The sequence below is a fragment of the Luteolibacter sp. genome (genome assembly GCF_039920825.1).
GTDB lineage: Bacteria > Verrucomicrobiota > Verrucomicrobiia > Verrucomicrobiales > Akkermansiaceae > Luteolibacter.
Window position 1 is genome coordinate 1 of the sequence record NZ_JBDSCX010000023.1, and the last position, 24,838, is coordinate 24,838.

The window sequence follows — 24,838 nt, forward strand, 5'->3', positions numbered from 1 at the left end:
CTCTCCCTGCCTGCCAACCTAGCCGCCTGTGTCCTCCACCTTCAAACCCAGATCACCCAACATGCCGAATCCAACACCGCATGAAGAAAAAACTTGAATGACTACATGCCTGTTCATCTGCGGTTGATTTCTCTTCATTCCAGCAACAACGGCACCAGGCCTAACATTAGATACAGCGCGAGCGTCCAAACTGCGGAAATGGCTTCGATTTTTTTCCCAAGGAGGTTGCGCTCCAAGTAGAGGCTGACGTACACGACGGCAATGCCGAGGACGATGGAGAGGGTGACTATTACGGGAGTCGTGAAGTCGATGGCGGTTGCTGCAAGCAGTGCGGAGGTGGCAGTAGCGACAAGGGCAGCGAGCCAGACGGCGGCGGCAAGTTGTTTCCCCCACAAGCGGCTATAAGTTTCCACTCCTTCTTCTTCATCCTCTGGTTGGCGGAGTTTGCGGCCGATCTCGATGACGATGCCGTTGAAAAAGCTGGCAGCGAGGAACCAGCCGAGTCCGGCGGGCGCATGGGCACCGCGTGGCAGCCATTCGCAGGCGGTGCCGAAGAAATCGACGAGCGGCATGATCCCCATGTGCGTGAGCAGATAGATGACCGGGCGTTTTTTCAACCAGTCGCGGCAGAAGAACTCGACGCTCATCAGCGCAAGGTAGCTCCAGGCGATCGCGAGGACGATCATCAGCCGGACATCCAACGCGAGGACCAGCGCGGTTTGCAGGATAGCTGCCAGAATGAAAACCATTCGCAGCTCTTTAAGCGTCACCAGCCCGCGAGGCACCGGACGATAAGGACGCCAGCGCGCATCCTCGCCCGCGTCCTTGAATTCATCCGCGATTCGAAGTTGCAGAAACATCAGCAGGCAAACGCCGAAAGCCGTCACGTACATCTGCCAGCCGGGAGCCGGAGCATGCCGCACCAGCGAGGAAAACGACACCGCGCAAGCACTGAAGGCGGCGATCAGCGGGCCGTGGGCGAGCAGGGGGAAACGCTCCTTCTGATAGATCCACCAACGGTTCATGGAGCCTTGCGGGTGCGGGCAAGCTTGCGGTGGGCGCGGGAGAAATGCCCGGCGCTCAACGCGGCGATGATCGAGAGTTCGCCAGCTAACAAAAGTCCGGCGCAGACTTCGGCGAGCGCGCGGGATTTTCCATTTCCCGCGAGACCCATCAATTCGAGACACGCATTCTGCGTCGGCAAACCGGTTCCGCCGCCGACGGTGCCGACCATGATTCCGGGCAACGTCACCGATGCATAAAGTCCGCCGTCGGGCGTGACTTCGAAGCGCGTGACGCCGGTGGCCGATTCCGCGACGCAGGCGGCGTCCTGACCTGTGGCCAGATAGAGCGCGGCGAGGCCGTTGGCGAAATGCCCCTGAATTCCCAAGGTTCCACTGAGAACCCCGCCGATGGCCGACATGCGCCAGTAATCGGTCATGGCCTCGGGCGTGGTGTGCAGGAGTTTGGAAATCAACTCGGCGCTGAGTTTCACTTCGGCCGTGACCTTTTTCCCACGAGCCGAGGTGAAGGCGCGGGCGCTGGCCTTCTTGTCGCCTGATAGATTCGACTCGACGTAGTAGCGCAGCGGACGCACCGGGGTTTCCGCGAGAATCAGATCGCAGACGGCCTGGGTGGCGAGCGTGACCATGTTCTGGCCGGAGGCGTCGCCGGTGGTGAATTCGAAATTCAGATAGACGTGATTCCCTTCGACGGTGCAACCGACATCGACGAGCTGTCCGTGGGATGTCGTCGTCGCCGCGGTTTTCTGAAAATCCTCGAAGCGCGCCATCGCCCAGACGACGAAGCGGCAGGCATCAGCGGCCGTTTCAAAAACGAACGCGGGCGCGCGGCTCAGGCTTTCGTAAAGAACCATCGCCGAACATCCGCCGGCCGCAGTGATGACCCGGCAGCCGCGGTGATAACTCGCGACCAGCGCGGCTTCGGTGGTTGCAAGCGGAACCCAGTAGTCCCCTTTGGCCGCCAGTCCGTTGACCCGCAGCGGCCCCGCGAGGCCGAGCGGCATCCGCAGGAGGCCAATGAAATTCTCCACGTTTCCCTGATACCGGCCAAAATCATCGTCCGTCCCCTCCAGCAAAATTTCGCGCAGCGCGGGATCGGCCCCGGTTTCCCGCCACAGGTCCATGGCGCGCTCCTTGGAAACTTTCGCACTCCCGGCGGGCACATGCGGGAGATTTTCGAGGTCGGGCATCAACCTTAGTGCCACGGTTTCAATGCTTTGGGCTCCCAGCATCCGCGCGGCGTGATCCTGCGTGAGTCCTCGTTTCCCGGTCATGTGGAAAACGATTGTCGGGCAACACTGGCCCGTCAATGGATTTGAAAATCCGGGGAAAAATCGCCCGAAATCAATCCTTGCCATCCCTGAATCGGAGGGGTAAAGGCATTACGTTCATTTTGCAAATTCGCAAAAGAACGCGCTTCGTCTGGTCTCTCACGCCATGGTCTCAGGAAGTGTTGAATGTGATGGCGTGATAAGAATAGACAAAAATGGACATCTACGTGGGCAACCTGCCCTACACCGCTACTGAAGAAGACGTTTCAGGCCTCTTCGCCGCTTATGGACCTGTCGAACGGGTAAAAATCATCACCGACCGCGAGACAGGCAGATCCAAGGGGTTTGCTTTCGTGACCCTCGGCGACCAGAGCCAGTTGAATGCTTCGATCGAAGCGCTCAACGGTTACGACTATCAGGGCCGCGCTCTCCGCGTGAACGCATCTGAGCCAAAAGAAGCCAAACCCGGCGGATTCCGTTCCGGTGGTGGTGGCGGCGGTGGCTACGGCGGTGAACGCCGTGGTGGCGGCGGCGGCGGTGGCTACGGTGGCGGTGGCGGCGGTGGAGATCGTCGCGGCGGCGGTGGTGGTGGCTACGGTGGCGGCGGCGGAGACCGTCGTGGCGGTGGCGGCGGCTACAAAGGCGGCGGCGGTGGTGGCGGCTACAAAGGTGGCGGCGGCGGTGGCGGCTGGGATTGATCCCTAACTCACCTCACAAGCTTTTTCACAGCGCCCGGTTTCCCTCACGGAAAACCGGGCGTTTTTTGTGTCCTGCGATGGAAGAGATCGGAGATAGGAGATTATAATACGCTCTTTCATCCCCGATCCCTCATCCCTGATCTCTAACTCTTATAACACCGCACCACCCGGGGCGTGATGCCGGTGAAAATCTCCCAGACGATGGTGTCGGCTTTGTCCGCGATTTCGGCGACTGGAATGTTAGATCCGAACAATTCCACCTCATCCCCTTCCGCCACTTCATCGGCGGCGGTGACATCGATCATCATCTGATCCATCGTGACCCGCCCGAGAATGGGAAAACGCCGGCCGCGGATCCACACGTCCGCGCTTTTTCCTGAAACATGACGCGGGTAGCCGTCGCCATAGCCGATTCCGACAGTCGCCACGCGGGTCAGCTTGGTGGTTTGAAATTGGCGGCCGTAGGAAATGCCATGACCCGCCGGCAAGGTGCGGACCAGCGTGACCCGTGATTTCAAGGTCATCACGTTGGACAGTTTTTCCTGAAACTCAGGTAAGGGAGAAACGCCATACAGCATCAGTCCCGGACGCGAGAGATTGCAGACGCCCTGCTGATAGCCTAGCAGACCGGCGCTGTTGGACAAATGGCGCCATTGGAATCGGGTGGCCCCGCCTAGCTCGGCGATGATTGCCTCGAAGCGCGCGAATTGTTTCAAGGTGAATTCCTCATCCTCATCGGCCGACGGCAAATGCGAGCCGATCCCCTCGATTTCGAGGTACTCCATTCGTTCGAGCTGCGCCAGTTTTTCGGGTAAATGATCGGCCACGAATCCCCCCCGGCCCATGCCGGTATCCACGGCGAGATGAACTTTGAGGCGCTTGTTGCGGGCGGCGGCGAGGCGATTGAACTGCTCCGCTTCCTCGATGGAGGAAATACACGGCGTCCAGTCGCGGGCGACTATTTCCTCGCGCTCCTCGGACCAGGTCGCGCCGAGCAGATAGATGCGTGTCTCGACTCCGGCCGTGCGGATCCGGCGAGCCTCGCCGACATTGGCGACACCGAAAAACGCGATGTTTTCATTCTCCAACGCCTTCGCAATGTCTTCCAAGCCATGGCCATAAGCCCCGGCTTTCACCACCGCCATTAGGTCACCGGGAAAGGCCTCGCGGGCGACGCCGAGATTTTTCTTCAGCGCGCCAAGATCGATCTCCACCCAGGCACGCGGCGGCGAAACAGGAAACGTGTCGTTCACAGCCGTGACGCTAGGCATCCGCGCGACGGTGGCAAGGAAAGCGAATCAAAGTTTCCCGCTTGCCCGATGGACGCGCAGGGGATTGTTTCCGGTGAATGATTTCACGGGGGCTCGCGCAAGGTTTCATATCCATCTGGATCGCGTCGGGCGCTGCCGGAGCCGGGATTCCAGACGGAGCGGAGGAGATGCATTTGGTGACTGCTCCAGCGGTTTCAGCCGACGGTAAATCGATGGTTTTCGAATGGATCAACGACCTGTGGACAGCATCAACCGACGGCGGAGAGGCGGTCTGCGTGGAGCACAATCCGGCGCGCGACACTTACCCGCAATTCACGCCGAATGGAAAACGCATCGTCTTTTCATCCGGCCGCACCGGCTCGATGCAAATTTTCTCCATCCCTGCTGGCGGAGGTGAGGCCATCCAGCACACGCACCAAACCCAGGGCAACGAACTGGAATGCCTCTCGCCGGATGGCAGCCATGCGATCACCCGGGGGATCCGCGAACGATCCGGTTTCCGGGCGACCAGCCTGTTCACGATTAACCTAACAACCGAAGAGCGGGAGCAACGGCTGTTCGATGCCACGGGCGACGAGGCGTCGTGGTCACCCGATGGCACGCGGGTTTTGTTCTCCACCGGTGGCGAGCAACTCTATCGAAAAGGCTACAAAGGATCGCGTGCGTCGCAGATCTGGCAGTATGAAATTTCCACAGGCAGGTTCGAGTGCAAGGTCGCCGAGGAAACAGACGCCCGAACACCGGTCTGGCAGGCGGACGGAAAAGGTTTCTACTATCTCTCCAGTAGAACAGGAACGCTGAACCTTTGGTCGCAAAGCGGTGATTCCGCGGCTCCTGTAGCGATCACCCGCGAGACCGGTGACGGCGTTTTCTCCCGCATGCCGTCCGCGGATGGCTCGACGTTTGTTTTCCGCCGCGGCTTCGGGTTGTTCCGCTTGCGGCCGAAAACCGATACGACGCCGCTGCCTCTTACCTTGTGGACCCGCGAGAAGCTGCCGGACGTTTCCCGGGATCGGAAAAAAATCACCTCCGCAGCGAGTGCGGATTTTACGGCGGATCTTGATCAGGTGGTTTTCGCAGCCGCGGGCGAATTGTGGTGGATGAAACGTTCCGGCGAAACCAAACGCCTGACGGAAACCGCAGCGGCGGAAGGCGATGTGAAATTCTCACCCGACGGACAATGGCTGTATTTCCTGCGCGACGACGGCCTGACTCCTAACTATTTCCGCGCCGAACTCAAGGAGAGCTCGTTGGCAAATGAACAGCAGATCACCCGCGATTCGTTCACGAAAATCGACCTCAAACCAAGTCCCGACGGGAAGAAAATCGCGTGGGTGGAAGGCACGGGCAATGTCTTCGCCGCGGCGGCCGATGGTTCCGACCCACATCTTGTTTTCAAATGCTGGGACCGTCCGACATTTGATTGGCACCCCGGCGGTCAGTGGCTTGCGATCGCGGCGGAAGATCAAAATTCCAACCGCGACATCTGGTTGGGCGATGCCGATGGCAAGCTCGCCCCACTCAACCTGACTCGAAATCCGGCGTTCGAAGGTTCGCCACGATGGTCGCCGGACGGCAAATGGCTGGCGTTTTCCGCGAAGCGCAATGCCGGCGGGATCTCGCAATTATGGGGAATGGAGTTCGGCGCTAAAGGCATTCCCGCGGACAAGGCCAGGATCATTTCCACCGGCGACATCGAACCCACGCAGGTGATCTGGGCCGCCAATTCGGAGTCGTTGCTGTTTCAAAATCAGAAACTCTCGGATCCGAATCTCTATTCTATCAGCGCGGCGGGCGGTGATGTCAAAACCCTAACGGCTCAACGCGGTGTGCCGATCCGCACTTTGAAGGAAGGTTCGTTGCTGTGGCGGGTGGATCAGACACCAGCGATTTTCAAGGATGCCAATTCCGTGAAATTTCCCATTTCCGCATCCATCGACCGGCCGCGGAGCGAAGTCCTGACGTTGGCATTCCGACGGATTTGGAAAACGCTGGGCGAACGGTTCTACGACCCGACGATGAACAGCACCGACTGGGAAGCACGGCGAATCAAATACGAACCCGCCGCCGCCCAGTCGCGGACATCGAGGCAATTCGACCGGACAGTGAGCCAATTGTTCGGCGAGCTGAACGCATCGCACCTATCGTTCCTCCGCAAACCATGGCCTAACGAAATCGTGAAAGCCCCCAAAGAGGAAGCGACCGCTCATCCAGGCTTGGTTTTTCGTGATGCCCTGTCGGAAGGACCGCTGGTGATCGAACGGGTGATCCACGGATCATCTGTGGCTCTGATCCCGGATGCACCGGAGCCGGGTGAGACGGTGGTTAGAATCGCAGGCGAGGCGGTAACGAACCACACGCCGCTCCATCGCTTTTTCAACGGCGGCTTGGATCGCACTTTACCGGTGGTGATCCGCGCCAAGGATGGACAGGACCGGGTCATCGAACTCCACTGCATTTCCTACGCCCGCGCCCGATCGCTCGACCGCAAGGAAAAGGAAACGACCGCACACAACCAGGTCACGAAAAGCGGAAATTTCACCTACATTCCGGTTCACGACATGAGCATGAAGACTTTTACCGATCTGGAACTAACCGTTTACCGGGCTTCATTGGATTCTGCGGGAATGATTCTCGATTTCCGCAACAACGGTGGCGGGCGAGAGGCGGACCGGATGCTGTCGTTGTTTTGCCAGCCGGTGCATTCCTTCACCGTGCCGCGCGACGGACCGGAAGGTTATCCGGTCGATCAGCTGGTCCACGCCGCTTGGAACAAACCGCTGGTAGTGCTTTGCAACGAGAACACGTTTTCCAACGCGGAGATTTTCTGCCATGCGATGCAGGAAACCAAACGGGCTCCTCTAGTCGGCATGACGACGGCGGGTGGCGTGATTTCCGCCGTTAAAGTGACGATTCCCGACGCGGGCAAATTGCAGGTCCCGTTCCGCGGTTGGTTCCAAGCGGGAACGCGGAAGAATCTGGATTTGAACGGAGCGCTACCGGATTTCCAAGTGAAGTTGACACCGGCGGATACGGATGCGGGGAAGGATCCGCAGTTGGAAAAGGCGTTGGAGGTGCTGCTGGAGAGCACTCGCGGCAACCGGTGATCCGCCGTTACAACTCGACCGTTCCGAAGAGCTCGCGGGTGTCGACGCCCGACCCGGTGGAGACGACCTTCCACTGCCGGTCGGCATTCAACCGGACACTGGCGAGGTGCTTCTGAGCCCATTGATCCGGCGCGACCATCGAAAGCTGGCGGCGGCCGCGCATTTCATAGAGGTGATAGGTTTCGCCGATGATGGGTTCGAACTGGATGTCCGCTTCGTAAACCAGCTTGTTCCAGTTGAAGTGGTCGATGGTCTGGAGATAGATCTCGCGGATTTCCATCAGCTTTTGCTGGAGTTCGCGCTCCACTTGGGAAATGCCGCGGGATTTGAAGGACGTCAGATCATTTGGAATGATCGGCGGGCTGAGCGTGGAAACGGGATAGGGCAGAAATGCCCGCGATGGTTTGGATTCAGACTCTGACATGGTTTGGAATTCCTGCTGTTCCCTTCGCTCACGATATCCCACCGGGCAACAAAAAACCGGGAGGTCGCGAAGACCTCCCGGCTGAATGATTTCAAGTTCAGAGCTTACTTGGAAATCGGATAGGCCATTTGAGGAGAAACGGAAGTTCCCCAGACACTGTCTTCCGACTTTTCGAACAATTCCTTGCCATTGATCTTGACCTTGCTGGTGGTCTTGAGGATCGGAATGGAGGTAACGCTGTTGTCCAGTTTCAGGACCACGGCCTTGCCATCATAAACGTCGTAGTCGAATTGCTCACCAGACAAGGCGGTGGTGAACGGAGCCATCACGATCGGACGTGAAGGATTGCCAGCAGCACTCATTCCGGTGCCGTCAGCATTTGTGATGATGCCGAAACCAACTTCACCCTTCTCCAGAGCCTTGGCCCCACTGGTGATGCCATCAGGCTTTTTGGTATAGGGGGCTTTGGCGTAGAACATCGGCTCGGATTGAGCGATGCCCGCGCGAACCATTTGACGGAAGCGGTCGTTGGCGGCGGTTCCACTCACCTTTTCCGTGTCGGTCGCGTCATGGACCGCCGTTGACGTTGCCTCGTCCGGGAAGCTTCCGTATTCCGTTTCGAATTCGAACAAGGCCATGCCGATTTGGCGGGCGTTGTTGACGGCTTCCGTTTGGTCGGCCTTTTTGCGCTGACGGATCACCATGGGAGCGGTGAGACCGGCAAGCGCCGCAATGATCACGATAACAACAAGTAGTTCCACCAGGGTGAAACCACGACGCATTCTATAGTTTGTTTTCATAGGTCTATTTTATCTATTTATGGGTTGGGGCAAATCGCCCCGGTTTATATGGTCCCAACGGCATAAGCCGAAGAGACTGCCCCAAAACTAGCCCGGGCTTTCACCGAAGCAAGGAGGAAATTGAGGGATATTCCTTCGCATTGCTTTACCGCTTTACTCTCAAAATGAAGAGCTTATGGCGGCCAACTTCCAAGGTTTACAACTTCGTCGGCTTGTGGCTGGGATCGCGGCGGAAATCATCCAGCATGCGGAATTCCCGGTCGGTGATCGGATAGGGTCCGGCAAATTCCACGGCGTCCCGGTTCTCGGCCCGAGTACGGCAGGCAAATGCCTCGCGCTCCTTGAGATAGTATAAAATGAAATATTTCCGGTCCCGATTCCCGGTTTCAGCGAGGAAATTCGGCAATCCGTGTTTGGCGACGAAGAACTGTATATCAGGATAAACGCTGGACTGCGTGGCCAGCCGCTGGAAGCCGAACGAGGGAGGATCCTTTCTCACCAGCATGATCTGATCCTTCGCCGCAGCCGCCTCACTGCCATACAGTAGGGTGTTTCCAACCTGCGAACAGGAGGTGGCGAAAATCATACCGGCGGCCATGCCGAACAGCCGGAAAATCCATCGGGGGTCATGCCACATTGTCACGGGTGCTTCTACGGCAGGTTACGTGCCACTGTTGCGGGCACGGTCGCTTCGGATCAATCCGTCGATCTGTCGGATGTTAGGTCGGTTTCCTTCCGAATCGATGAAAAACGGAGTTTCCATCGGCACAAGGAATTCGACCGCCGAATTGATACCCACCAGACGCCCATAAGCATCCACCACTGGACCACCGCTGTCGCCCGGTTGGAGGGGGATATCGATCTTGAATTTCCGGGTCCCAGTAAACGGACCCTCAGGAGCCAGTGAGGTGCCGAGCTTGCCATCGCCGGATTTGAAACCGGTGGCGATTCCTCCATGAATCAACCGGGTGCCCGCCGGAAGCCATTTGTCGGGATCCGTCCATTGATAGAAATAAGGAGTCTTCACCGGAATATGGAGCAAGGCCAGATCCGCCGACTCGGAGCGCCAGACCACCCTCGCCTTTGCCGGACGCAGACGCCCGCCCTGACCGTAAATGAGAAAAACATTCCGACCCGCCATCCGCGCAAGAACGTGATCCGCCGTGATGAAATAGCCATCGTCGGAAAGCGGAGCTGCGGAACCACCGTCCGCATCACCCGGTGCCTGCGAAGTTGAAAAATTCCGGTTCACCCAGCGGCTCAGACTTTGGTGATCCGTCACCACCACCGCGCTCACCCGCTCAGTGACGATCTGCCGCGTCGCCTTTCCAGGAGCCACCATGTCCGGCTTGGGAGGAACCGCACACGATTGGGCAAACAAACCCATCAAAAGCAGCAGTGACACACGGGCAAATCGTTCCATCCACAGCGACGAAAGCACAGCCATTCGCATTCGTCACATCTGATTTCAATTTTCACCCAACAATCGCTCGATCACCCGTCGGAAAGGCGAAGGCATCGCCAGCGCCAAAACCGCCTCCGCCTCCTGCCAAACCTCGCCATCCGCCGTTTTGAATCGCTTCAGTCCCGAAGCATCGTGCACCCGCAACATCACCCGGTAGCGTGTGATCGTGTAACGATGTTCATCCAGCACTGGTAAATTTGAAATTTCCGCCGCATCCCGCGTCGGCAGTTTCCACAGCCCCTCACGGCGTTTCCCTCCTTCGCGATGGAGTAGCAGCCGCCCATCGCCATCACGCAACCACAACGCATGCTCGTCCACCTGCGTCACCGTCGTTTTCTGGCGCTTCACCGGCAGGTTTTCCGGCTCGCGTGTCTTGCAAAATGAAGCCACCGGGCAACTCAAACAATCCGGCACTCCCGGCCGACAAATCGTCTGACCCAGTTCCATCAACGCCGAATTATAAATCCGGGGCCGCTGCGGATCCGCCAGCGCTTCCGCCCATTCCCACATCTGTTTGTTACCAGACGTGTCATCCACCGGAGCGGAAAAATCCATCACCCGCGAAAGCACCCGAGCGACGTTTCCATCCACTACCGCCGAAGATAAATCGAATGCAAATGCCCGTAGCGCCCCCGCCGTGTAACGCCCGACTCCGGGCAGTTTCATCAACGCCTCAAGCTCCGTCGGAAACTCTCCTCCATGCTCCGCAATGACCGCCCGCGCCGTTTCGCGCAGCATTCTAACACGCCGATAATATCCCAACCCTTCCCACGCCTTCAGCAGGCGCTCGTCCTCCGCGGCCGCCAGCGATTCCACATCCGGAAACGTCTCAAGGAACCGCGTGTAAAATCCCCTGCCCAGCACCGTCGCGATCTGCGTCTGCTGGAGCATCACCTCGGAAATCAGAACCGCATAAGCATCCTTCGTCCGCCGCCATGGATAGTCCTTTCCGTTTTGCGAAAACCAGTCCGCCAAAGCCTCACGAAAACCCTCCCGGTTTTTCAATGCCCCACTCTTCATCATCGGCTTCAACATTCCGCCGCAGGGTCAACGATTCCAAGCTCCACGCAAATGCGAAATTGGCTCACCCGACGAGATTTCCTGGAAGAGGAACCTACCTCTTCACTTCCGCGAAATCTCATCCAACAGGGATTGCTCCAACTCCGTATCCTTCATGGCATGAATCCACCCCGTCGCTGCTTCACCATCCTGCGATGCCCATCCTCTCGCGATGCCCTTGAGGAGCACAGGATCGTTGCCCACGGATTCCGCGAGCTTGATGGCATCAAGCGGCTTCGACTCGGCCATCGCTTCCAGTGCCATGGCACGCACGTTTTGAATTCGCTCGGGATCCGAGAACACGGTCGCGTGACTCCATGCCTGCAATGAATCCTGGTTGGAAAGGCTCACCAGCGCCGTTTCGAGAAATTCCTCATGCCGCGGCTGATCCTTGGATTTCGTTAGATAGTCCACCGCGGCCCCGGGTGCGTCGAGAGCCCATTGCGCGGCGATCACGTGCAGGCCGCGCTCGCTTCCGGTTTCGGGAGTCAGAGCGAAATAACGGGACAACGCTTCCTGTGGATTGATGGCCACCCAGGCGTCGGCGAGTTGCGCCAACGATACCTCGCGAAGATTTCCGGAATCGAGAGCAGTGGCCCAGTCGAGACAGTTGTTAGGATTTGAATTCGCCCAAGCCGGGATAAGGCCGAGCGCCGCGGAAACAGCATCCTTTTCGGATGCCAGCTCAGCCACCCATGCTCCGGCTGCCTGCGGATCGCTTTTCGCCCAACCGCGAGCGATGGCAGCGAGGGCAATCGATCTAAGATCGGGATCCTGCAAATCCGCCAGTTTCGACAGCGCCGCCTGAAGATCCGTAGCGGCGAGGTCCTCTAGAGTCTGCAACTGGTTCCGCGTGCCCAAACCCGTCTGTGGGGGAAAAGCAGGATTTGAAAGCAGCCTGCCGCCACGCGATCCAGACTCACGAACCGATGGCGGAGATTCACCACCAACAACAACATCCTTCCGATTCCCCCCTTTGAGGAATACAGCGGCCCCCAGCCCGCAGACAACCGCCAGGCTCACCCACCAGAGTTTGGCAAAGGTAAATCGCACCGGGGTATCGGATCAATCCAACGTGCGGCTTCCGGTGAGCCGGACCGTATTTTTCCCAACCTTGGCGGTTCCTGTTAGCTTGAAATCCGAATCGATCTTCGCGACGACCGAAAGATTTTTGTCCGAGCTGCCGATGAGCTTGCCGCTCGCATTCACGGTGCTGACGGCTGGATTCAGTTCGCTTTTGATATCGGTGCCGTCACTGAGGCTCAGAACGTGTCCGCCCCCGGTGATGGACAAGAGCACCCTGGCCCCGGCTTGCACATCATAAATGCCCGAGAATTTGGAACCGGCGATGGCAGTCGTGACGGTTGCGACCACCACCAATCCGAGGATCTTGATTTTGTTGATTCTCATCGCCGTGATGTGGCACGACGGAAGGCATCTTGTCAAGGAACCACACATGCGGAAGGAATGGCACGGCATCATTCCGATCATCGCCGAGAACGTGCCAAGTTTCAGATAAAACCGCTCGAAGCAGCGGTCGATGAAATCCGCGCTCCTTTTTTGATCTCACAACAAAAATCCCACCGGCGGGGTGCTGCCGGTGGTGTTGAAAAATCGGGAAATGTTAGGAAGGACGAGCGGCAGGTCCGTTTTCGCGACACCGAGCCAGAGCGCCATTTCGGCAAAGAACTCGTCCACGCTGGTCGTCGGGATGAGACGGCCGCGGCCGACGTCGAGCAGACTGTCCTGATAGAGATCCGGGTAGGTGCCGTAGATCCGCTTTCCCTTCACCTGGCCGCCGAGGACGAACTGGTTGCCGCCCCAGGCGTGATCGCTGCCCTGGCTGTTCGATGTTAGGGTCCGGCCGAAGTCCGAGGCGCTGTAGAGAACCACCTCGTTCTCCGCACCAAGGGCGACAAGCGTGTCGTAGAACGCTTTCACCGCGTCGTTCACGATGGGCAGCATGGCGGCCTGATTGGCGATGAGGCCGCTGTGATGGTCGAAGCCGCCGTAATTGATGAAAAACGTATTGCGCCTTTGTCCGAGATTGCCGCGGCCGGCGATCGTTTTCGCCACCATTTTCAACTGGTCAGCCAAGCGACTGGACGGCCAAGTCACGCTGGCGGGCAAGGTCACAGTGGTAGCCGCCGTGAAGGCGTCGTAGGCGGCTGTGGCGTCCTTTTTCGATTTCGCAAAACTCTTCTGGAAGATGTTCTGATATTCGAGCGCCATCTGGCTGTCGAGCGCAGCGCTCCGTATCTGTGTTAGACTCTGCCCGGCGATGTAGGCGGAATTGTAGCCGGTCATGCTGTCGGCCCCGGTCTCACGGATGGCGTATTCGGCAATGGTGTTTCCCGCCTGCCAGACATTCGAGCCGTCGAGCGAGATGTTCATGGAAAAGCGGTTCTCGGTGTTGAGGCTTTTCAGGAGATCCGCCATCCGTCCGCCCCAACCGATGCCGCTGCGGTTGTCCGGGATCGATGTCTGCCACTGCTCAATCTGATCGGAGTGGGAGAACAAACCCAGCGGCAGCTTCTGACCCGCGTTGTATTGGTTCTTGGTGACGTGCTCCACCAGCGTGCCGACGTTGGCGACGAACGCGAGTTTGCCCGACTCGAACAAACTCTGCAATCCGGGCAGCGCGGGATGCAGACCTAACGGACGACCGGGATCAACGGTCGGATTGATCGGCAGAAGCTGGTTTTCAGGCAAGGCTATCGACTGCCGGATGTTCGCATATTCCTGATAGGCCGCACCGCGCGGGGCGAGCATGTTGAACGAATCGTTTCCTCCGCTGAGGAAAAGGCAGACCAGCGCCTTGTAATCTCCGGGGCCGTTCTGCGCCGCCGCGCTGCCCGCCAGGCGCAGGTTGAGCAGGGTGTTCATGATCGGCAGGGCGCTGATCAATGCGCAGTTCGCCTGGCCCATAAAGTCACGGCGGTTGAGGAATTTCGTGCTCATGATTTCTAACGTAGGATGCAGAACTCGGGCGAGGTGAGGATGAGATAGACGGCGAGATTGACCCGCTCGGTCTGCCAGGTGCTCGTGACGCTGGAATCAACACGCAGCAGCGCTTCACGGATCGACTGGAACTCGCGCGGTGAAAGCCCGCCACAGGTGAGGTGCAGGTCGAGGCGGCGGATCAGCGCGTCAACATCAGTGCCCGCGAGCGTGGTTTCCCGCGTGAAATTCGGGCGAACGGTGCGGGTGGAATCCGCGGTGCCCCACCGGTGAAGGTCACGGTTGGTGATCGAGTTGTAGAAATAGTTAGGCGATGAAACGGCGGTGGTGGCGTTGAGGATTTGAAACTCGGGAGCCACCAGACCCGCATCGCCCACCACGCCGGGCGGCAGGTAGTTGGGCGAGTAGAAATTGAAAACGCTGGGCGAGTTGTAGGGCTGCTGTTGTTGGTCGAAATTGAACTGCGCGCACTGATAGAAATCGACTCCCGAGGATTTCGCGTTGAAAGCACGGCCATAGTTCACACAGCGCAGGAACGGTTCGCGCGGTTTCCCCCAATGCGGATCGGTCAGCTTCGCTCCGTCGCGGGCTTCGGGATCAAGCAGGATCGCCTTGATGAACGCCTTCATGTCGCCGCGAACTCCGGATCCATTGTCGGCGAAAACGGCGGCGACGCGCCCGATGTAGGCGGGGCTGGGATTCGAGGTGACGAGCCGCTGGATCAACTGGCGGCCGATGAACGGACCGACGTTCGGGTGGTTGAAGAGGTTGTCGATGGCCGCGTTCACATCGAGCATGGTGGCGGTGCCATCGTCCGGGCTGCTGGCGATGCGGGCGGGCAGGGAAAGACCTTTCAACAAGGTTTTCGGAGCGAGGTCGTGCCATTCGTCGTAGCCGCGCATCGGAACGAGCCACTTGGGAGGATTCGGATAGACGTCGAAATTCGTCTCTTCCTGCGGACCGTAGCTGAGGCCGGTGAAGACGCGGGCGAAGTTGGTAATATCGATGTTGGTGTAGGTCGGGATCGGCTGGCCGGTCATCGGATCGATCTTTTTCGTGCCGTCCTGGTTCAGCTCCCACAGTCCGATAGAGAAAAGCTGTTCCACCTCGCGGGCGAAATTCTCATCCGGAAACGTATTGGTCGCCGGGTTGCCCTTCTTGTTTTTCACATGGCTGAGGTAAAACCCCATGACAGGATGGGTGGCGACGTCGTAGAGAAGATCGCGGTAATTTCCCAAAGCATTCCGCACAAGCATGTCGTAGTAGTTCGACATGCCGCGATACTCCACGGCGAGCGTTTCCGGCCGGTCGCTGACGACGAAAATCTGGCTGAGGCTGTAGGCGACCCGCTGCCTAACCGGATCATATTCGGCCGCGGGTCCGCCCGGATAGATGGCGACGGTGCCGAGTGCGCGGTTCCACCAGGAAACCATTTTCGGATCGAGATACATTTGCGGGATCGTGTTCGCCATCGCCACGAACGGCTCGTGATATTGCGGCGGAATGGCGAACTGGGCGTCGAGCCATGCGCTGAATCCCTGCGCCATCACGGTCTCCACGTTTTCCGGAATCTCGTCGGAATCCGCCGGATCGTCCTGATCCGGGCCGAACGCGGCCTGCACGAGAAACCTCGGCGTCGCCTTCGCCGAGGGTCCGCTCGAACCGGTTTCGTTGATGATGGATGCGGTTGCGTTGTTTGCCGCCCCTATGGTGTAGCCCGATCCCGAAGTCGCGGTTAGAACGACCGTCTCGGTGGCCTCAGCGTCATCGGCATCCGCCAGCGGTCGAATCTCAATGAACACCTCGCGCTGGCCCGCCGCAAAAGTCGCGAAATTCCCGGCCAGCGAAGTCTGATAGTCCGCATCACGGGTCGCCGTGCCGCCGAGCGAGAAATTCACCGTCAGCGGCTGGATTCCTCCCGTCCTCCGGAGAACCAGAACGGCGGGGTCGGGCCAAAGCTCGCTGCAGGAATCGTCGTAAGCGGAAACGGTGATTGTGTTCGACGCGCTCATCCCGGCGATCACGCGTTGCGAATCCGTCTGCGAGTAGCGGTCCGTGTTCGCGCGCAACGGATCGTATCCTAACGAAATTTCCTCCCAGTCATTCACGCCGTCGCCATCTGAGTCCTGATCCGAGATCTGGATCCGGAAAAATTCGCGCCCGTCCGCAGGCGGCAGCAGGAAGGTCATTTCCCCGCCCGAACCGACTGCGATGTCGCCGGAAGGCGCGAATGATGTTAGATCGTCACTTGCCAACAGGGCATAGCGTTTTCCTTTCGCACTTGGCCATGAGAGCAGAGGGATGCCGGTGTTGAAATGGAGGTTCGTCTCCGGGTGCGAGATGCCGGATTTCGGGTTCGTCCCGGCGCTGCTTTCCGCCGCATTGCTCCAGCCGTCGCCATCGAAATCGCCTGCTGCGGGCAAGCCGGACGCTTGGAACAACATTTCCCAGACATCACTCTGCTGGTTGTTATTCTGGTCCACCGCCCGGACTGAAGGCATGGAAACCACAAGGGCGAGACCTAGAACTTTTCCGTTCATCAGGTCGCGGAACGTAGCGGGACTTACTATAAATACAAGCAAACCTTTCCCGCCGCTGAATGGAGAAGGGTTTAACCCTCATTTTTCGACACGCGCGTGAAATGAATCACCGGAAGGCGCCGACCATCCGGACTGCGGGCGTAGATCGTCGCCAAGTCGGCATCTTCTGTCAGAAAATCCAATTTGAATCGGGCTTGGGAGGCCCCGGGATGGTCCGGATGCAGTTTCCCAATTTTCGGCGAGGGCTGCTTGGCCTCATGGCGGTCGATGACCAGATTCTCAGCCTCGAACGTTACCGGATTTCCCCATTCTTCGGGAAACAGCACCACGCCCTGGATGGTGCTCCTGCCGCCGAGCACGTGGAGAAGAGATTCGTCCAAGACATAAGCGGACAACTGAGCCTCGGCCTCGGCAGTGAACGCCACTTTCCAAATCCGGCAGCCGGATAGCTTTTCAATGAGTTTGCCGAGCCACTCCTTCATTTCCGGAGCGGTGTTCTCCATATCCATCAGCCCGCGGAGGAAATCAACTCCCTCGCCGATGCTCTCTGAGTCTGCAAAAGCCTGGGCCATCGCTTCCAGCAGTTTCACCGCAGGCTCGAAAACATCCGGCCGGTTGAGGTCGCGGATGCCGGTGGCCACCTTCAGCCACTCTGCGGGTGGCGCTCCGGCCTTCCTCAGCGCCAGCACCAGGCGACGGGTGGCATGGCGGCTCCCAGGGCAGGCCTTCAGCGCCTTTTCCGCCTGCAGGATCGCGCGTTTGTGAAATCCGGATTTGGTCGCACCGAGCGAAAGCGCGTTACGGCAATGCACTTTCAAAACAGCGTCCGTGCTTTCTTTCGCCAGCTCGAGCAATTCAGTGCGCTGCGGCTCCATCCATTCCAGCGCACCCTGGTCCAGCAGGTCCCAATGCCCGCTCCATTTCTTCAACTCGCCGACCTCCCCATCTTCAAACGGGAACCCGCGCCCTTCCTCAAGGTGAAACAACACGAACCGTTGGAGTCCGTAACGACCGTCGAAATAGTTAGGCAGCCAATGCCCGAAATCCGCCAGCGTGGTCACGCTCACGTTGGGGAGATCCATCAGAAGCCGCACGGACGCAAGATCCGGATAATAAAACTCGCCGGCGTAGAGGAAAAAACGGCCGCGGGCATTCGCCACCAACTGGCGCACGTCCAGCGGGCGCAGGTCCGCACGTTTCCCGTCAAGTTTGAGATACTTCACCGACAGGCTGCCCGGCGCGAACAACTTGAGCACCGCTCCCGACGCCACGATGACATCGGCCCCCAGCAGAGCACCATAGACCACCGCGCCGTATCCGCCCATGGAAGAACCCCACACCACCCGCCGGTCTTCCGTTAGACCGAATCCGGCCAATAGCGCGAGCAGAGCCTTGGCCGAGGATTCCGGGCACTTACCCAGTCCCGGCACTCCTTCGAGATACCAACTGTTGTGCGGGCAATTGAGGAAAACGACATTGCAGTCCGTGTTTTCAAGCACCCGGGAGGCCGCGAACTTCCCTGCCGGATAGTTGACTGCGGAAAAGACCACAATCGTTCGCGGCGAGTCCCGCAAAACGATCCGGCAGTATGGCTCATCATGGACGATTCGGGCGGCGGACATTGCTGCGGAGGGTTCCCGAATCCGCTGAAATGTCAATGGTCGGATGAGCTCCCCGTCGCTCTTCTAACGCTTCACTTCCCGGCCGGAGCGTTTTCGGCGAGCCACTTCTCGCGGGCTTCCAGATTCGCCTTCATGGCGATGATCTTGTCGCGTTCCGTGGCGGCTTCTCCGTATTTGCGGAGAATGGTCCAGAAGTCGGCGGAAATGTCCTTTCTCGCGTCGTCGAGAAGTTCCTTCATTTCGTCCGCGTTGTCCTTAGGTGCCGCGGAGGGAGTGGTTTTGCCGTAGGTGTCCGAAGTGCTGGCGTTGCCGGATTCGCGGTCGGGCGAGGCTTGCGGCAGGGAAAGCTCGACGAGCTCTTTGCGGCGGTTTTCGAGGGAGGCGTTGATGCGGCCGAGTTCCTGCTCCTGGATCGCGCGCTCGGCATCGGATAGATTCCGGTTTTTCAGCAGGTCGGCAGTCGAAGCACTGCGGGATTCGAGCGAGGCGATGGCCTTCTCGAGCGCCTCGCGGAGTTCGCGCAGACTCTTCTCGGTGGCGACTCCCTGGCGGCGATTCTGCTTCCATTCGTCACTGATCCGGGAGGTTTCCTCATACCAGCCGTTCCAATAGTTGCCGCCGGTGGACTCGTATTTTTCGACTTCCTCGCTGGCCGGCATGGATTTCGCGAGTTCCAGAATCTGATCCACGCGCTTCTGGGTGCGGGCGTCGAACTTTTCCAAGTCCCCGGTGAGCGCTTGCACGGCCGCGGACTTGTCGCTGCGAAGACGTTCGAAAATATCGCGGCGCTTGCCCTGATAGATGGTGATCGACTTCCGCAAGCCGGCGATGACTTCGCCCTTGAGCGCGTTGATGCGGGTTTTCGAAGCTTCCGAGTCTTTGAGATTTTTCAGGGTGTTGACGATCGAGTCGATGCGCTTCTCGTTGCGGTCGTCGAGGGCGCGGATGTCGGTCGCGATTTCCGCCAGGCGCTGCTCGCGCATCTCGATGTGGCTTTTCAAATCCACCACCGATTGGCGGCGGGCTTCCATAGCGACGGATGTTGTATCCTGAGCGTGCAAAACCGGAAGAACAAACAGGGAGATCAGTGCGAGGGCTTTCATCGTATGGGTTGGATTATCAGTTTGGCTTCCGGCGGGCAACCATTGAATCGACCGCAGCCTATCAAACTTTCCCCGCCCGTTCGCACCCTACGTCATCGCGTGATGGCAACGCCGTGAAACCATGTTACTCTGACTGCAATCGATTTGGTTTCTTGTTTTCCTTGGATGCTTGTTACGTGGTTTTGCCCCCCGGTTCGAAAGAGCCGGGGGGATTTCTTTTCCGATGGACTCCCCTCCGGAAGCTGGCGTAATCAGAGGGATTTCAAGAACGCGACCAACGCCGCGCGGTCCGCCGCAGGCATTCCGACAAATGCCTGTTTCGACGCTTCCGCCTCGCCGCCGTGCCAGAGGATGGCTTCTTCAAGGTTGCGTGCGCGGCCGTCGTGCAGATAGGCTTCGCCACCGCTGACTCCGGACGTCAGGCCGATGTTCCAGAGCGCCGGTGTCCGCCACTCGGAACCGGTCGCGGAGCCCTCGCCCATGTTGTCGGCAAGACCCGCGCCCATGTCGTGCAGCAGGAGATCGGTGTAAGGATGGATCACCTGATCGCGCAACTCCGCCATCGGATGATATGGGCTGGTCGCGAGGGTCGGCGTGTGACAGGCAAAGCAGCTAGCGGCGGTGAACATCTGTTCTCCTCGAAGAGCCTGCGATTCTATTAGGTCACGCCGGGCACCCACTCCGAGCAACGAGATATAACGGGTCATCTCATCGAGTTCGGTGGCCGCCACCTCGGGAGTTCCGGAAGCAGTCTCGCCATCAAGCGTCGGGAAAATGGAGGTCGTCACGCCCATGTCGGTGTTGAGAGCTCCGGCGACCTGCTGGCTGACACGGGCCTTGCCCGCCTTGTAAGTGAAACGTCCGAGACGCTGCTGCCCGGTCTGCGGATCAAGCACCGTCTGAATGCGCCCGGAAATGCCGTCGTGATTCACGTCGTCCGGATCTGATAGGGCGACAATCGTGTTTTCGGCGACAGCCTCCAACAGCCCCATGCCGACCAGCGGCGGCGTCAGACGCACCGAGAAATACGCGGGCGTGGTTCCTTGAAACGAGTAGGTCGGCTTCCTCAGCGACCAAGGTGCTCCATCGCCATACTGCCCGCTGGAATTGATATAACTGGCGATCACCGCGGAGCCCTCTGCCGCACCGCTGGTCGATTGTGGCTGGAGCACGGAACCCAGAGTGGAATGGGGACTGCCAGTCGAGTTGCTTCCCACTTTGACGACCGACTTCGTCATGGGAGCTCCGATCGCCGGTGGCAGCGCGCGGCCGTTGTTGACGTGGCACTCGACGCAACTGCGGGCAATGAACTTGGGCCCGAGTTTTCCGACCTGCTCGGCATACACCGGATTTCCCGGCTCGGAGTGCGTTCCATCGCCGAAATCGGTGTGGTGCAGCCGCCGGCCTAACATAAACGGTTGAATGCTGGACGGGGAGATGTTTCCCGCCGTTTGCTTGAACCGATGTTCGGGTTCGTTGGAATACTGATAGGGAAGAGTGGTTTTCCCGCCGAGCCACGCCGTCTGCGGAAGCGGGGAGGAATCCTGCAACGCCCCTGACGCCTCCCACGGCACGATCCCCTGCCCCACGATGTAGAGCATGACGGTGCCGTAGTAGTTGTTGCGGCCATGCGTCGCCGCTTGGATGAACTGGCTGACCTCGATCTCGACGCGGTCGCCGATCTGCAGCGGCCGATTTTCGGGGAGTTTCGAGGTCAGCGTCTGCGAGTAAAGGTTGGTCCCGACAAGAGGCGCGGAGTAGTTTCCATGATACTCGGCCACCGTGTTGATACCGCGGAAAAAGGCGCGGAACTCGGGCGCGCCCAGCGGAGTGAGTGTCTGATAGTTGAAAGTGATTCCCGTTCCGCCCTTGGCGACGTGGTCGATGATTTCAATGCCGATCGTACGCTCTTCCCAATACCAGGTCAGGTAATGATCGTAGGCATGATAGATCGCCTCACGCGCGTGCCGGTCACGCGCTCGGTCACCGACGCGGGTGACGAGCGCGGTCGGCGTGTCGATGGTGGTCGCCGGTTCGGGCACGGTGGTGGAATTGAACAACGCCACGATGCCGCTGGCGACATCCGGCTGGGCGGACAACGTGGCATCCCCCGCGGGGCTCTCACCATTCACCGTTAGAGCACTGACCGAAATGAAATACGTCTGTCCCTGCAACAGGCCCGCCAGCGTGGCGGTGGTGACATTGCCGACATCGAGCGTCTGATCCAGATTTCCGCTAGAGATTCCGTAGCGGATGCGATATCCGGTCACGCCAATGGTAGGACTGACGTTCCATGCAAGACCGATCGCGTTGCCGATTCCAGATGGAACAGTATGCAGCCCGGTCGGCGGCGACACGACCGCGATGGGAATCCCCAAACGGAAAAAGCCCGCCCCGTTGGTGATGGGAACCGTGATCACCTTAGGATTGCCGTCGCCAACGATCACCGGCGGAATCGCGGTCCAGGCCAAAAGATCCGGACTCGCCCATGGCTGATAGGAAACACCTGCCTCCGTGGACCATTTCAGTTTGGCGACAGGCTGGGCCGCCACGGCGAGCACATCGGTGTGGCCGGGGCTGCCGGATGTGGCGCTGCCATCATCAAGCAGGACATCGTCAATGAACACCTCACCATGACCGCCCGCCACAGCGCCGGTGGCGAAGCGGAAGCTCAACCGGGCCTCGACGGTACCCGCCGGAGCGACGAGTGCGGGTTTGGAAATTTTCACCCAAGTGCCTTGCACGCCGTTGAAGTTGACCACACCCGTGCCGCCGACAACGACGTTGGACGCATTCAACCACTGCACCTGATACTGCTGCACGTAGGAGGGGCCGCTGCCGATCTGCTTCGCCCAGAACGAGAAATCATAAGTGTGCCCGCCGGAGACAGCGCCGCCCTGGGCCGCTATCAATTGATAGAGGAGTCCTTCAGCGGGCGAGGAACCCACGTTGGTTAGAGCACTGCTCATGCCCGAGGCTCCGAGATGGGCCGCCTCGCCCGAACGAGCGGGCGGTTGTCCGCCTCCGGTGGTCCAATGGTCGGCAACAATGCCGCTCCCGGCTTCGAACCCCGCGTTCACCGGACCGGCCGGCACAGGATCCGAACCCGGAACGATTTCCAATACCCGATAGATCCGCAATCCGCCGCCCGCCGTATCATCAAACGTCTGTGTCGCTCCGTTGCCGGAAACCACCGCCCCCAGATTGGTCCATGGTCCGCCGGAAGCAGGCGACCATTGCGGTTGATAGGTATTTCCAACCAGCGTCGGCCAGCCAAAGGAAACTCCGCGCTCGATCATCATGACGGGTGTGGCCGCGCGCACGTTCGAGCCGACGACCAGAAAAATGGCGGCACTTGCAGCACGAATAGGAAGACCGGGTTTCATTTTTTTACTGGAAGGAGGATGCGACGCATCAACAGAAAATGCAAATTCATGCAAAATACGTTCGCCACATCACGAGGTTATCGAGCATCGCACAAGTTGATTTTTCTCCCCTGCTCTTCATGGAGCGGAAGTGATGCCCGCGCGGAGGAATCCGCGGGGGCCACGAGGGGACGGGCCATCGATCGAACCTGCAAGACGGAAGCTGCGATAGTGCCAACCGCTGCGAGTAGCTGGCATCCCCTCCGCCCTGGCGGGGGAAACCTCCACCACCGTCCGGTCAAAACCGGCGAGGTCGTCGGATCCTTCGATCGTGTAGGCGAGCTGTCCGATGACAGCGCTCAGGGCCGAAGATCCGCTGAAGACCGCCCCATCCAGCGCCGGGAGGGTCAGGAGCAGGACCCGTTCGCCGGCGATGGATTCCGCGCGCACCCGGAATTTTCCGGATGAGGCGGCGGTAGCCGGATCGCCATCGAGTGCGAATTCCGTCCGGTTGTCCTGACCATCCCTATCAGGATCGCCGGCTGCGGTTAGGTCAGGATTGATAAACCCGGAAAAATTGAAACCCGCCATCCATGCGGCGAAAGGGTTTGCCGGAGCGGCGGTGATCGAAACAGATCCGAAGGGCCCGGCGTCGGTTGGCCAGACATTGACACCAGTGGTTTCAAAGCCGTATTGCACGTGACGACCCGCTCCCGCGGCGGTTGTCAGGCTGAGTCTGAAAATGCCGTTGGTGAGGTGCGCCGTCACCGACTGGAATGAAGAGAAGTCCGGCGAAAAATCCCTGATGAAGGCCAAGGACTGATGGGCACCGGTCAGGGAATTCGCAGTGACGGCTCCGGTGAAGACGACGGTTTTTCCTGACAAGCCACCTGTCTCCTCCACATACATGTTGGCCTTCATGATCTTGTTGCCGGGCCTCCCCGGCGCCCCGCCGCCGATATACCAGTAGCTGGCCGTATCGGCGATGGTGTTTGGATAAACGGTTAGGAATGGACCATTGAAGACCGCACGAAGATCGGCCACGGGCCAGCTTTGCCCGGATCTATGGGAACCACCGTTAGAAGGAAGATCGAACACGTGCATGTAGCCGAGCCAGGACTCCGCCGGATCGACGGTGACCACCGTCTCCGCGGGAGTTGTCTGGTCCGGCGAATAGACTCGGACATAGTCCACCGTCATCCGCTGGGGAAACACGGTGGAACCGTTGGGCGCACCCGGCCAGTTTCCTCCAACCGCGAGATTCAAAAGAATGAACTGCGGCTGATTGAAGGCCCACGTCCCTCCGTTAGGAAGCGAGCCCGGGGTGACAGTGAAATACGGCTGTCCGTCGAGAAACCATCGGATCCGATCCTCCTCCCACTCGATGGCATACACGTGGAAATCGTCCGCCAGCGCGACACCTGATAGAACAGTATTTCCGGAAATGCCGCCCGCTCCGGAAAAACCGGGGCCGTGAGCCGTACCGTAAAGAGTGGACGGCAGCGAGCCGATGTTTTCCATGATGTCGATCTCGCCGCAGGCCGGCCAATTCACCGCATCGACGCTGGTACCGAGCGTCCAGAACGCGGGCCAGATTCCTTGACCACGCGGAATCTTGATCCGCGCCTCGATGCGGCCGTAGGTCCACGACCATTTGCCCTTGGTCAGCAATCGGGCGGAGGTGTGGTTTTTGCCACCATAATTTTCCGCCCGGGCCTCGATCACGAGGTTGCCACCCTCGATCCGCGCGTTTTCGGTGCGATCGGTGTAATACTCGAGTTCGTTGTTTCCCCAACCAGAGCCGCCGATGTCATAACCCCATTTCGTGGAGTCGGGTTTGGTGCCGTCGCTTTGGGAAAATTCATCCGCCCAAACCAGGTTCCAGCCGGGAAGACCCTGCGCCCGTGCAACCGCCGCCAAGATAAAGACCACCAGCATCCCCGTTAGACTGATCCGCATCGGGGAGCCACTGAAGTGCTGACACGTGGACGGCCCGATGGTCCGCGCGAAGGCTTTCAAAATGGTCTTCATCCGATGGGTTCCGGCGGGAACTCCTGCCGGAAAAAGTGAGCCAAAACGGAACAAGCCACCCGGACTCCCGACCGGATGGCTTGATGGATTCATCTTTCC

Annotated in this window: 18 protein-coding genes; 2 read left to right on the top strand and 16 right to left on the bottom strand. The window is 59.2% G+C overall.

Translation table 11 applies throughout. The features are described from left to right. Positions 1-134: 134 nt before the first annotated feature. Together ABIQ96_RS05710 and ABIQ96_RS05715 are read right to left on the bottom strand one after the other, a co-directional pair. A complete protein-coding gene (locus ABIQ96_RS05710) occupies positions 135-1,025 on the bottom strand; it encodes a UbiA family prenyltransferase (protein ID WP_348213597.1) in 891 nt (296 codons plus the stop codon). After that, positions 1,022-2,296, bottom strand: coding sequence for a hydroxymethylglutaryl-CoA reductase (locus tag ABIQ96_RS05715; RefSeq protein WP_348213598.1), 1,275 nt, complete (start codon positions 2,294-2,296; stop codon positions 1,022-1,024). Before ABIQ96_RS05715 ends, ABIQ96_RS05710 begins: the two co-directional genes overlap by 4 nt. A 212-nt stretch (positions 2,297-2,508) precedes the next feature. Here ABIQ96_RS05715 and ABIQ96_RS05720 point away from each other — a divergent pair, with 212 nt between their 5' ends. Continuing rightward, entirely contained in the window at positions 2,509-2,991 is a 483-nt protein-coding gene (locus ABIQ96_RS05720; RefSeq protein ID WP_348213599.1) for an RNA-binding protein, read from the top strand. Positions 2,992-3,134: 143 nt separating this feature from the next. Here the strand turns inward: ABIQ96_RS05720 and alr are convergent, their stop codons facing one another. Next, positions 3,135-4,262 (bottom strand): alanine racemase, encoded by a 1,128-nt coding sequence (gene alr / locus ABIQ96_RS05725; RefSeq protein ID WP_348213600.1) that lies wholly within the window; start codon positions 4,260-4,262, stop codon positions 3,135-3,137. A 176-nt stretch (positions 4,263-4,438) separates the two neighbouring features. Between alr and ABIQ96_RS05730 the strand changes: the two genes are divergently transcribed. After that, positions 4,439-7,369 (top strand): S41 family peptidase, encoded by a 2,931-nt coding sequence (locus ABIQ96_RS05730; protein ID WP_348213601.1) that lies wholly within the window; start codon positions 4,439-4,441, stop codon positions 7,367-7,369. Between the two features lie 7 nt (positions 7,370-7,376). On the opposite strand, the gene ABIQ96_RS05735 is transcribed toward ABIQ96_RS05730, so the two are convergent. From ABIQ96_RS05735 to ABIQ96_RS05795, 13 genes are all read right to left on the bottom strand, one after another. Continuing rightward, positions 7,377-7,793 carry a DUF2452 domain-containing protein gene (locus ABIQ96_RS05735; protein ID WP_348213602.1) on the bottom strand — a complete coding sequence of 139 codons (417 nt, stop codon included), beginning with the start codon at positions 7,791-7,793 and terminating at the stop codon, positions 7,377-7,379. A 104-nt stretch (positions 7,794-7,897) separates the two neighbouring features. Then, positions 7,898-8,593: a prepilin-type N-terminal cleavage/methylation domain-containing protein gene (locus tag ABIQ96_RS05740; RefSeq protein WP_348213603.1), complete on the bottom strand. Its 696-nt coding sequence runs from the start codon at positions 8,591-8,593 to the stop codon at positions 7,898-7,900. Positions 8,594-8,789: 196 nt separating this feature from the next. Beyond that, complete coding sequence (locus ABIQ96_RS05745) at positions 8,790-9,236, bottom strand: hypothetical protein (RefSeq protein WP_348213604.1); 447 nt, start codon at positions 9,234-9,236, stop codon at positions 8,790-8,792. A gap of 18 nt (positions 9,237-9,254) precedes the next feature. Beyond that, positions 9,255-10,016, bottom strand: coding sequence for a serine protease (locus ABIQ96_RS05750; protein WP_348213605.1), 762 nt, complete (start codon positions 10,014-10,016; stop codon positions 9,255-9,257). Positions 10,017-10,061: 45 nt separating this feature from the next. After that, the gene (locus tag ABIQ96_RS05755; protein ID WP_348213606.1) at positions 10,062-11,093 is read right to left on the bottom strand and encodes an A/G-specific adenine glycosylase; all 1,032 of its coding nucleotides are present in this window, start codon (positions 11,091-11,093) and stop codon (positions 10,062-10,064) included. A gap of 87 nt (positions 11,094-11,180) precedes the next feature. Beyond that, complete coding sequence (locus ABIQ96_RS05760) at positions 11,181-12,170, bottom strand: hypothetical protein (protein WP_348213607.1); 990 nt, start codon at positions 12,168-12,170, stop codon at positions 11,181-11,183. Positions 12,171-12,182: 12 nt separating this feature from the next. Then, entirely contained in the window at positions 12,183-12,527 is a 345-nt protein-coding gene (locus tag ABIQ96_RS05765) for a hypothetical protein (protein ID WP_348213608.1), read from the bottom strand. Between the two features lie 156 nt (positions 12,528-12,683). Continuing rightward, positions 12,684-14,078: a DUF1501 domain-containing protein gene (locus ABIQ96_RS05770; RefSeq protein ID WP_348213609.1), complete on the bottom strand. Its 1,395-nt coding sequence runs from the start codon at positions 14,076-14,078 to the stop codon at positions 12,684-12,686. Positions 14,079-14,083: 5 nt separating this feature from the next. Beyond that, complete coding sequence (locus ABIQ96_RS05775) at positions 14,084-16,618, bottom strand: DUF1800 family protein (RefSeq protein ID WP_348213610.1); 2,535 nt, start codon at positions 16,616-16,618, stop codon at positions 14,084-14,086. Positions 16,619-16,689: 71 nt separating this feature from the next. Beyond that, entirely contained in the window at positions 16,690-18,240 is a 1,551-nt protein-coding gene (locus ABIQ96_RS05780) for a hypothetical protein (protein WP_348213611.1), read from the bottom strand. Between the two features lie 71 nt (positions 18,241-18,311). Then, entirely contained in the window at positions 18,312-19,343 is a 1,032-nt protein-coding gene (locus ABIQ96_RS05785; protein ID WP_348213612.1) for a hypothetical protein, read from the bottom strand. A gap of 251 nt (positions 19,344-19,594) precedes the next feature. Next, entirely contained in the window at positions 19,595-22,729 is a 3,135-nt protein-coding gene (locus ABIQ96_RS05790; RefSeq protein ID WP_348213613.1) for a di-heme oxidoredictase family protein, read from the bottom strand. A gap of 117 nt (positions 22,730-22,846) precedes the next feature. Beyond that, positions 22,847-24,739: a glycoside hydrolase family 16 protein gene (locus ABIQ96_RS05795; RefSeq protein WP_348213614.1), complete on the bottom strand. Its 1,893-nt coding sequence runs from the start codon at positions 24,737-24,739 to the stop codon at positions 22,847-22,849. Between the last annotated feature and the right edge of the window lie 99 nt (positions 24,740-24,838).

Coding starts and splice junctions, on each gene's coding strand:
- ABIQ96_RS05710 (WP_348213597.1), bottom strand. CDS start 1,025: ATGAACCGTTGGTGGATCTATCAGAAGGAGCGTTTCCCCCTGCTCGCC.
- ABIQ96_RS05715 (WP_348213598.1), bottom strand. CDS start 2,296: ATGACCGGGAAACGAGGACTCACGCAGGATCACGCCGCGCGGATGCTG.
- ABIQ96_RS05720 (WP_348213599.1), top strand. CDS start 2,509: ATGGACATCTACGTGGGCAACCTGCCCTACACCGCTACTGAAGAAGAC.
- alr (WP_348213600.1), bottom strand. CDS start 4,262: ATGCCTAGCGTCACGGCTGTGAACGACACGTTTCCTGTTTCGCCGCCG.
- ABIQ96_RS05735 (WP_348213602.1), bottom strand. CDS start 7,793: ATGTCAGAGTCTGAATCCAAACCATCGCGGGCATTTCTGCCCTATCCC.
- ABIQ96_RS05740 (WP_348213603.1), bottom strand. CDS start 8,593: ATGAAAACAAACTATAGAATGCGTCGTGGTTTCACCCTGGTGGAACTA.
- ABIQ96_RS05750 (WP_348213605.1), bottom strand. CDS start 10,016: ATGGAACGATTTGCCCGTGTGTCACTGCTGCTTTTGATGGGTTTGTTT.
- ABIQ96_RS05755 (WP_348213606.1), bottom strand. CDS start 11,093: ATGTTGAAGCCGATGATGAAGAGTGGGGCATTGAAAAACCGGGAGGGT.
- ABIQ96_RS05765 (WP_348213608.1), bottom strand. CDS start 12,527: ATGAGAATCAACAAAATCAAGATCCTCGGATTGGTGGTGGTCGCAACC.
- ABIQ96_RS05770 (WP_348213609.1), bottom strand. CDS start 14,078: ATGAGCACGAAATTCCTCAACCGCCGTGACTTTATGGGCCAGGCGAAC.
- ABIQ96_RS05775 (WP_348213610.1), bottom strand. CDS start 16,618: ATGAACGGAAAAGTTCTAGGTCTCGCCCTTGTGGTTTCCATGCCTTCA.
- ABIQ96_RS05780 (WP_348213611.1), bottom strand. CDS start 18,240: ATGTCCGCCGCCCGAATCGTCCATGATGAGCCATACTGCCGGATCGTT.
- ABIQ96_RS05785 (WP_348213612.1), bottom strand. CDS start 19,343: ATGAAAGCCCTCGCACTGATCTCCCTGTTTGTTCTTCCGGTTTTGCAC.
- ABIQ96_RS05790 (WP_348213613.1), bottom strand. CDS start 22,729: ATGAAACCCGGTCTTCCTATTCGTGCTGCAAGTGCCGCCATTTTTCTG.
- ABIQ96_RS05795 (WP_348213614.1), bottom strand. CDS start 24,739: ATGAAGACCATTTTGAAAGCCTTCGCGCGGACCATCGGGCCGTCCACG.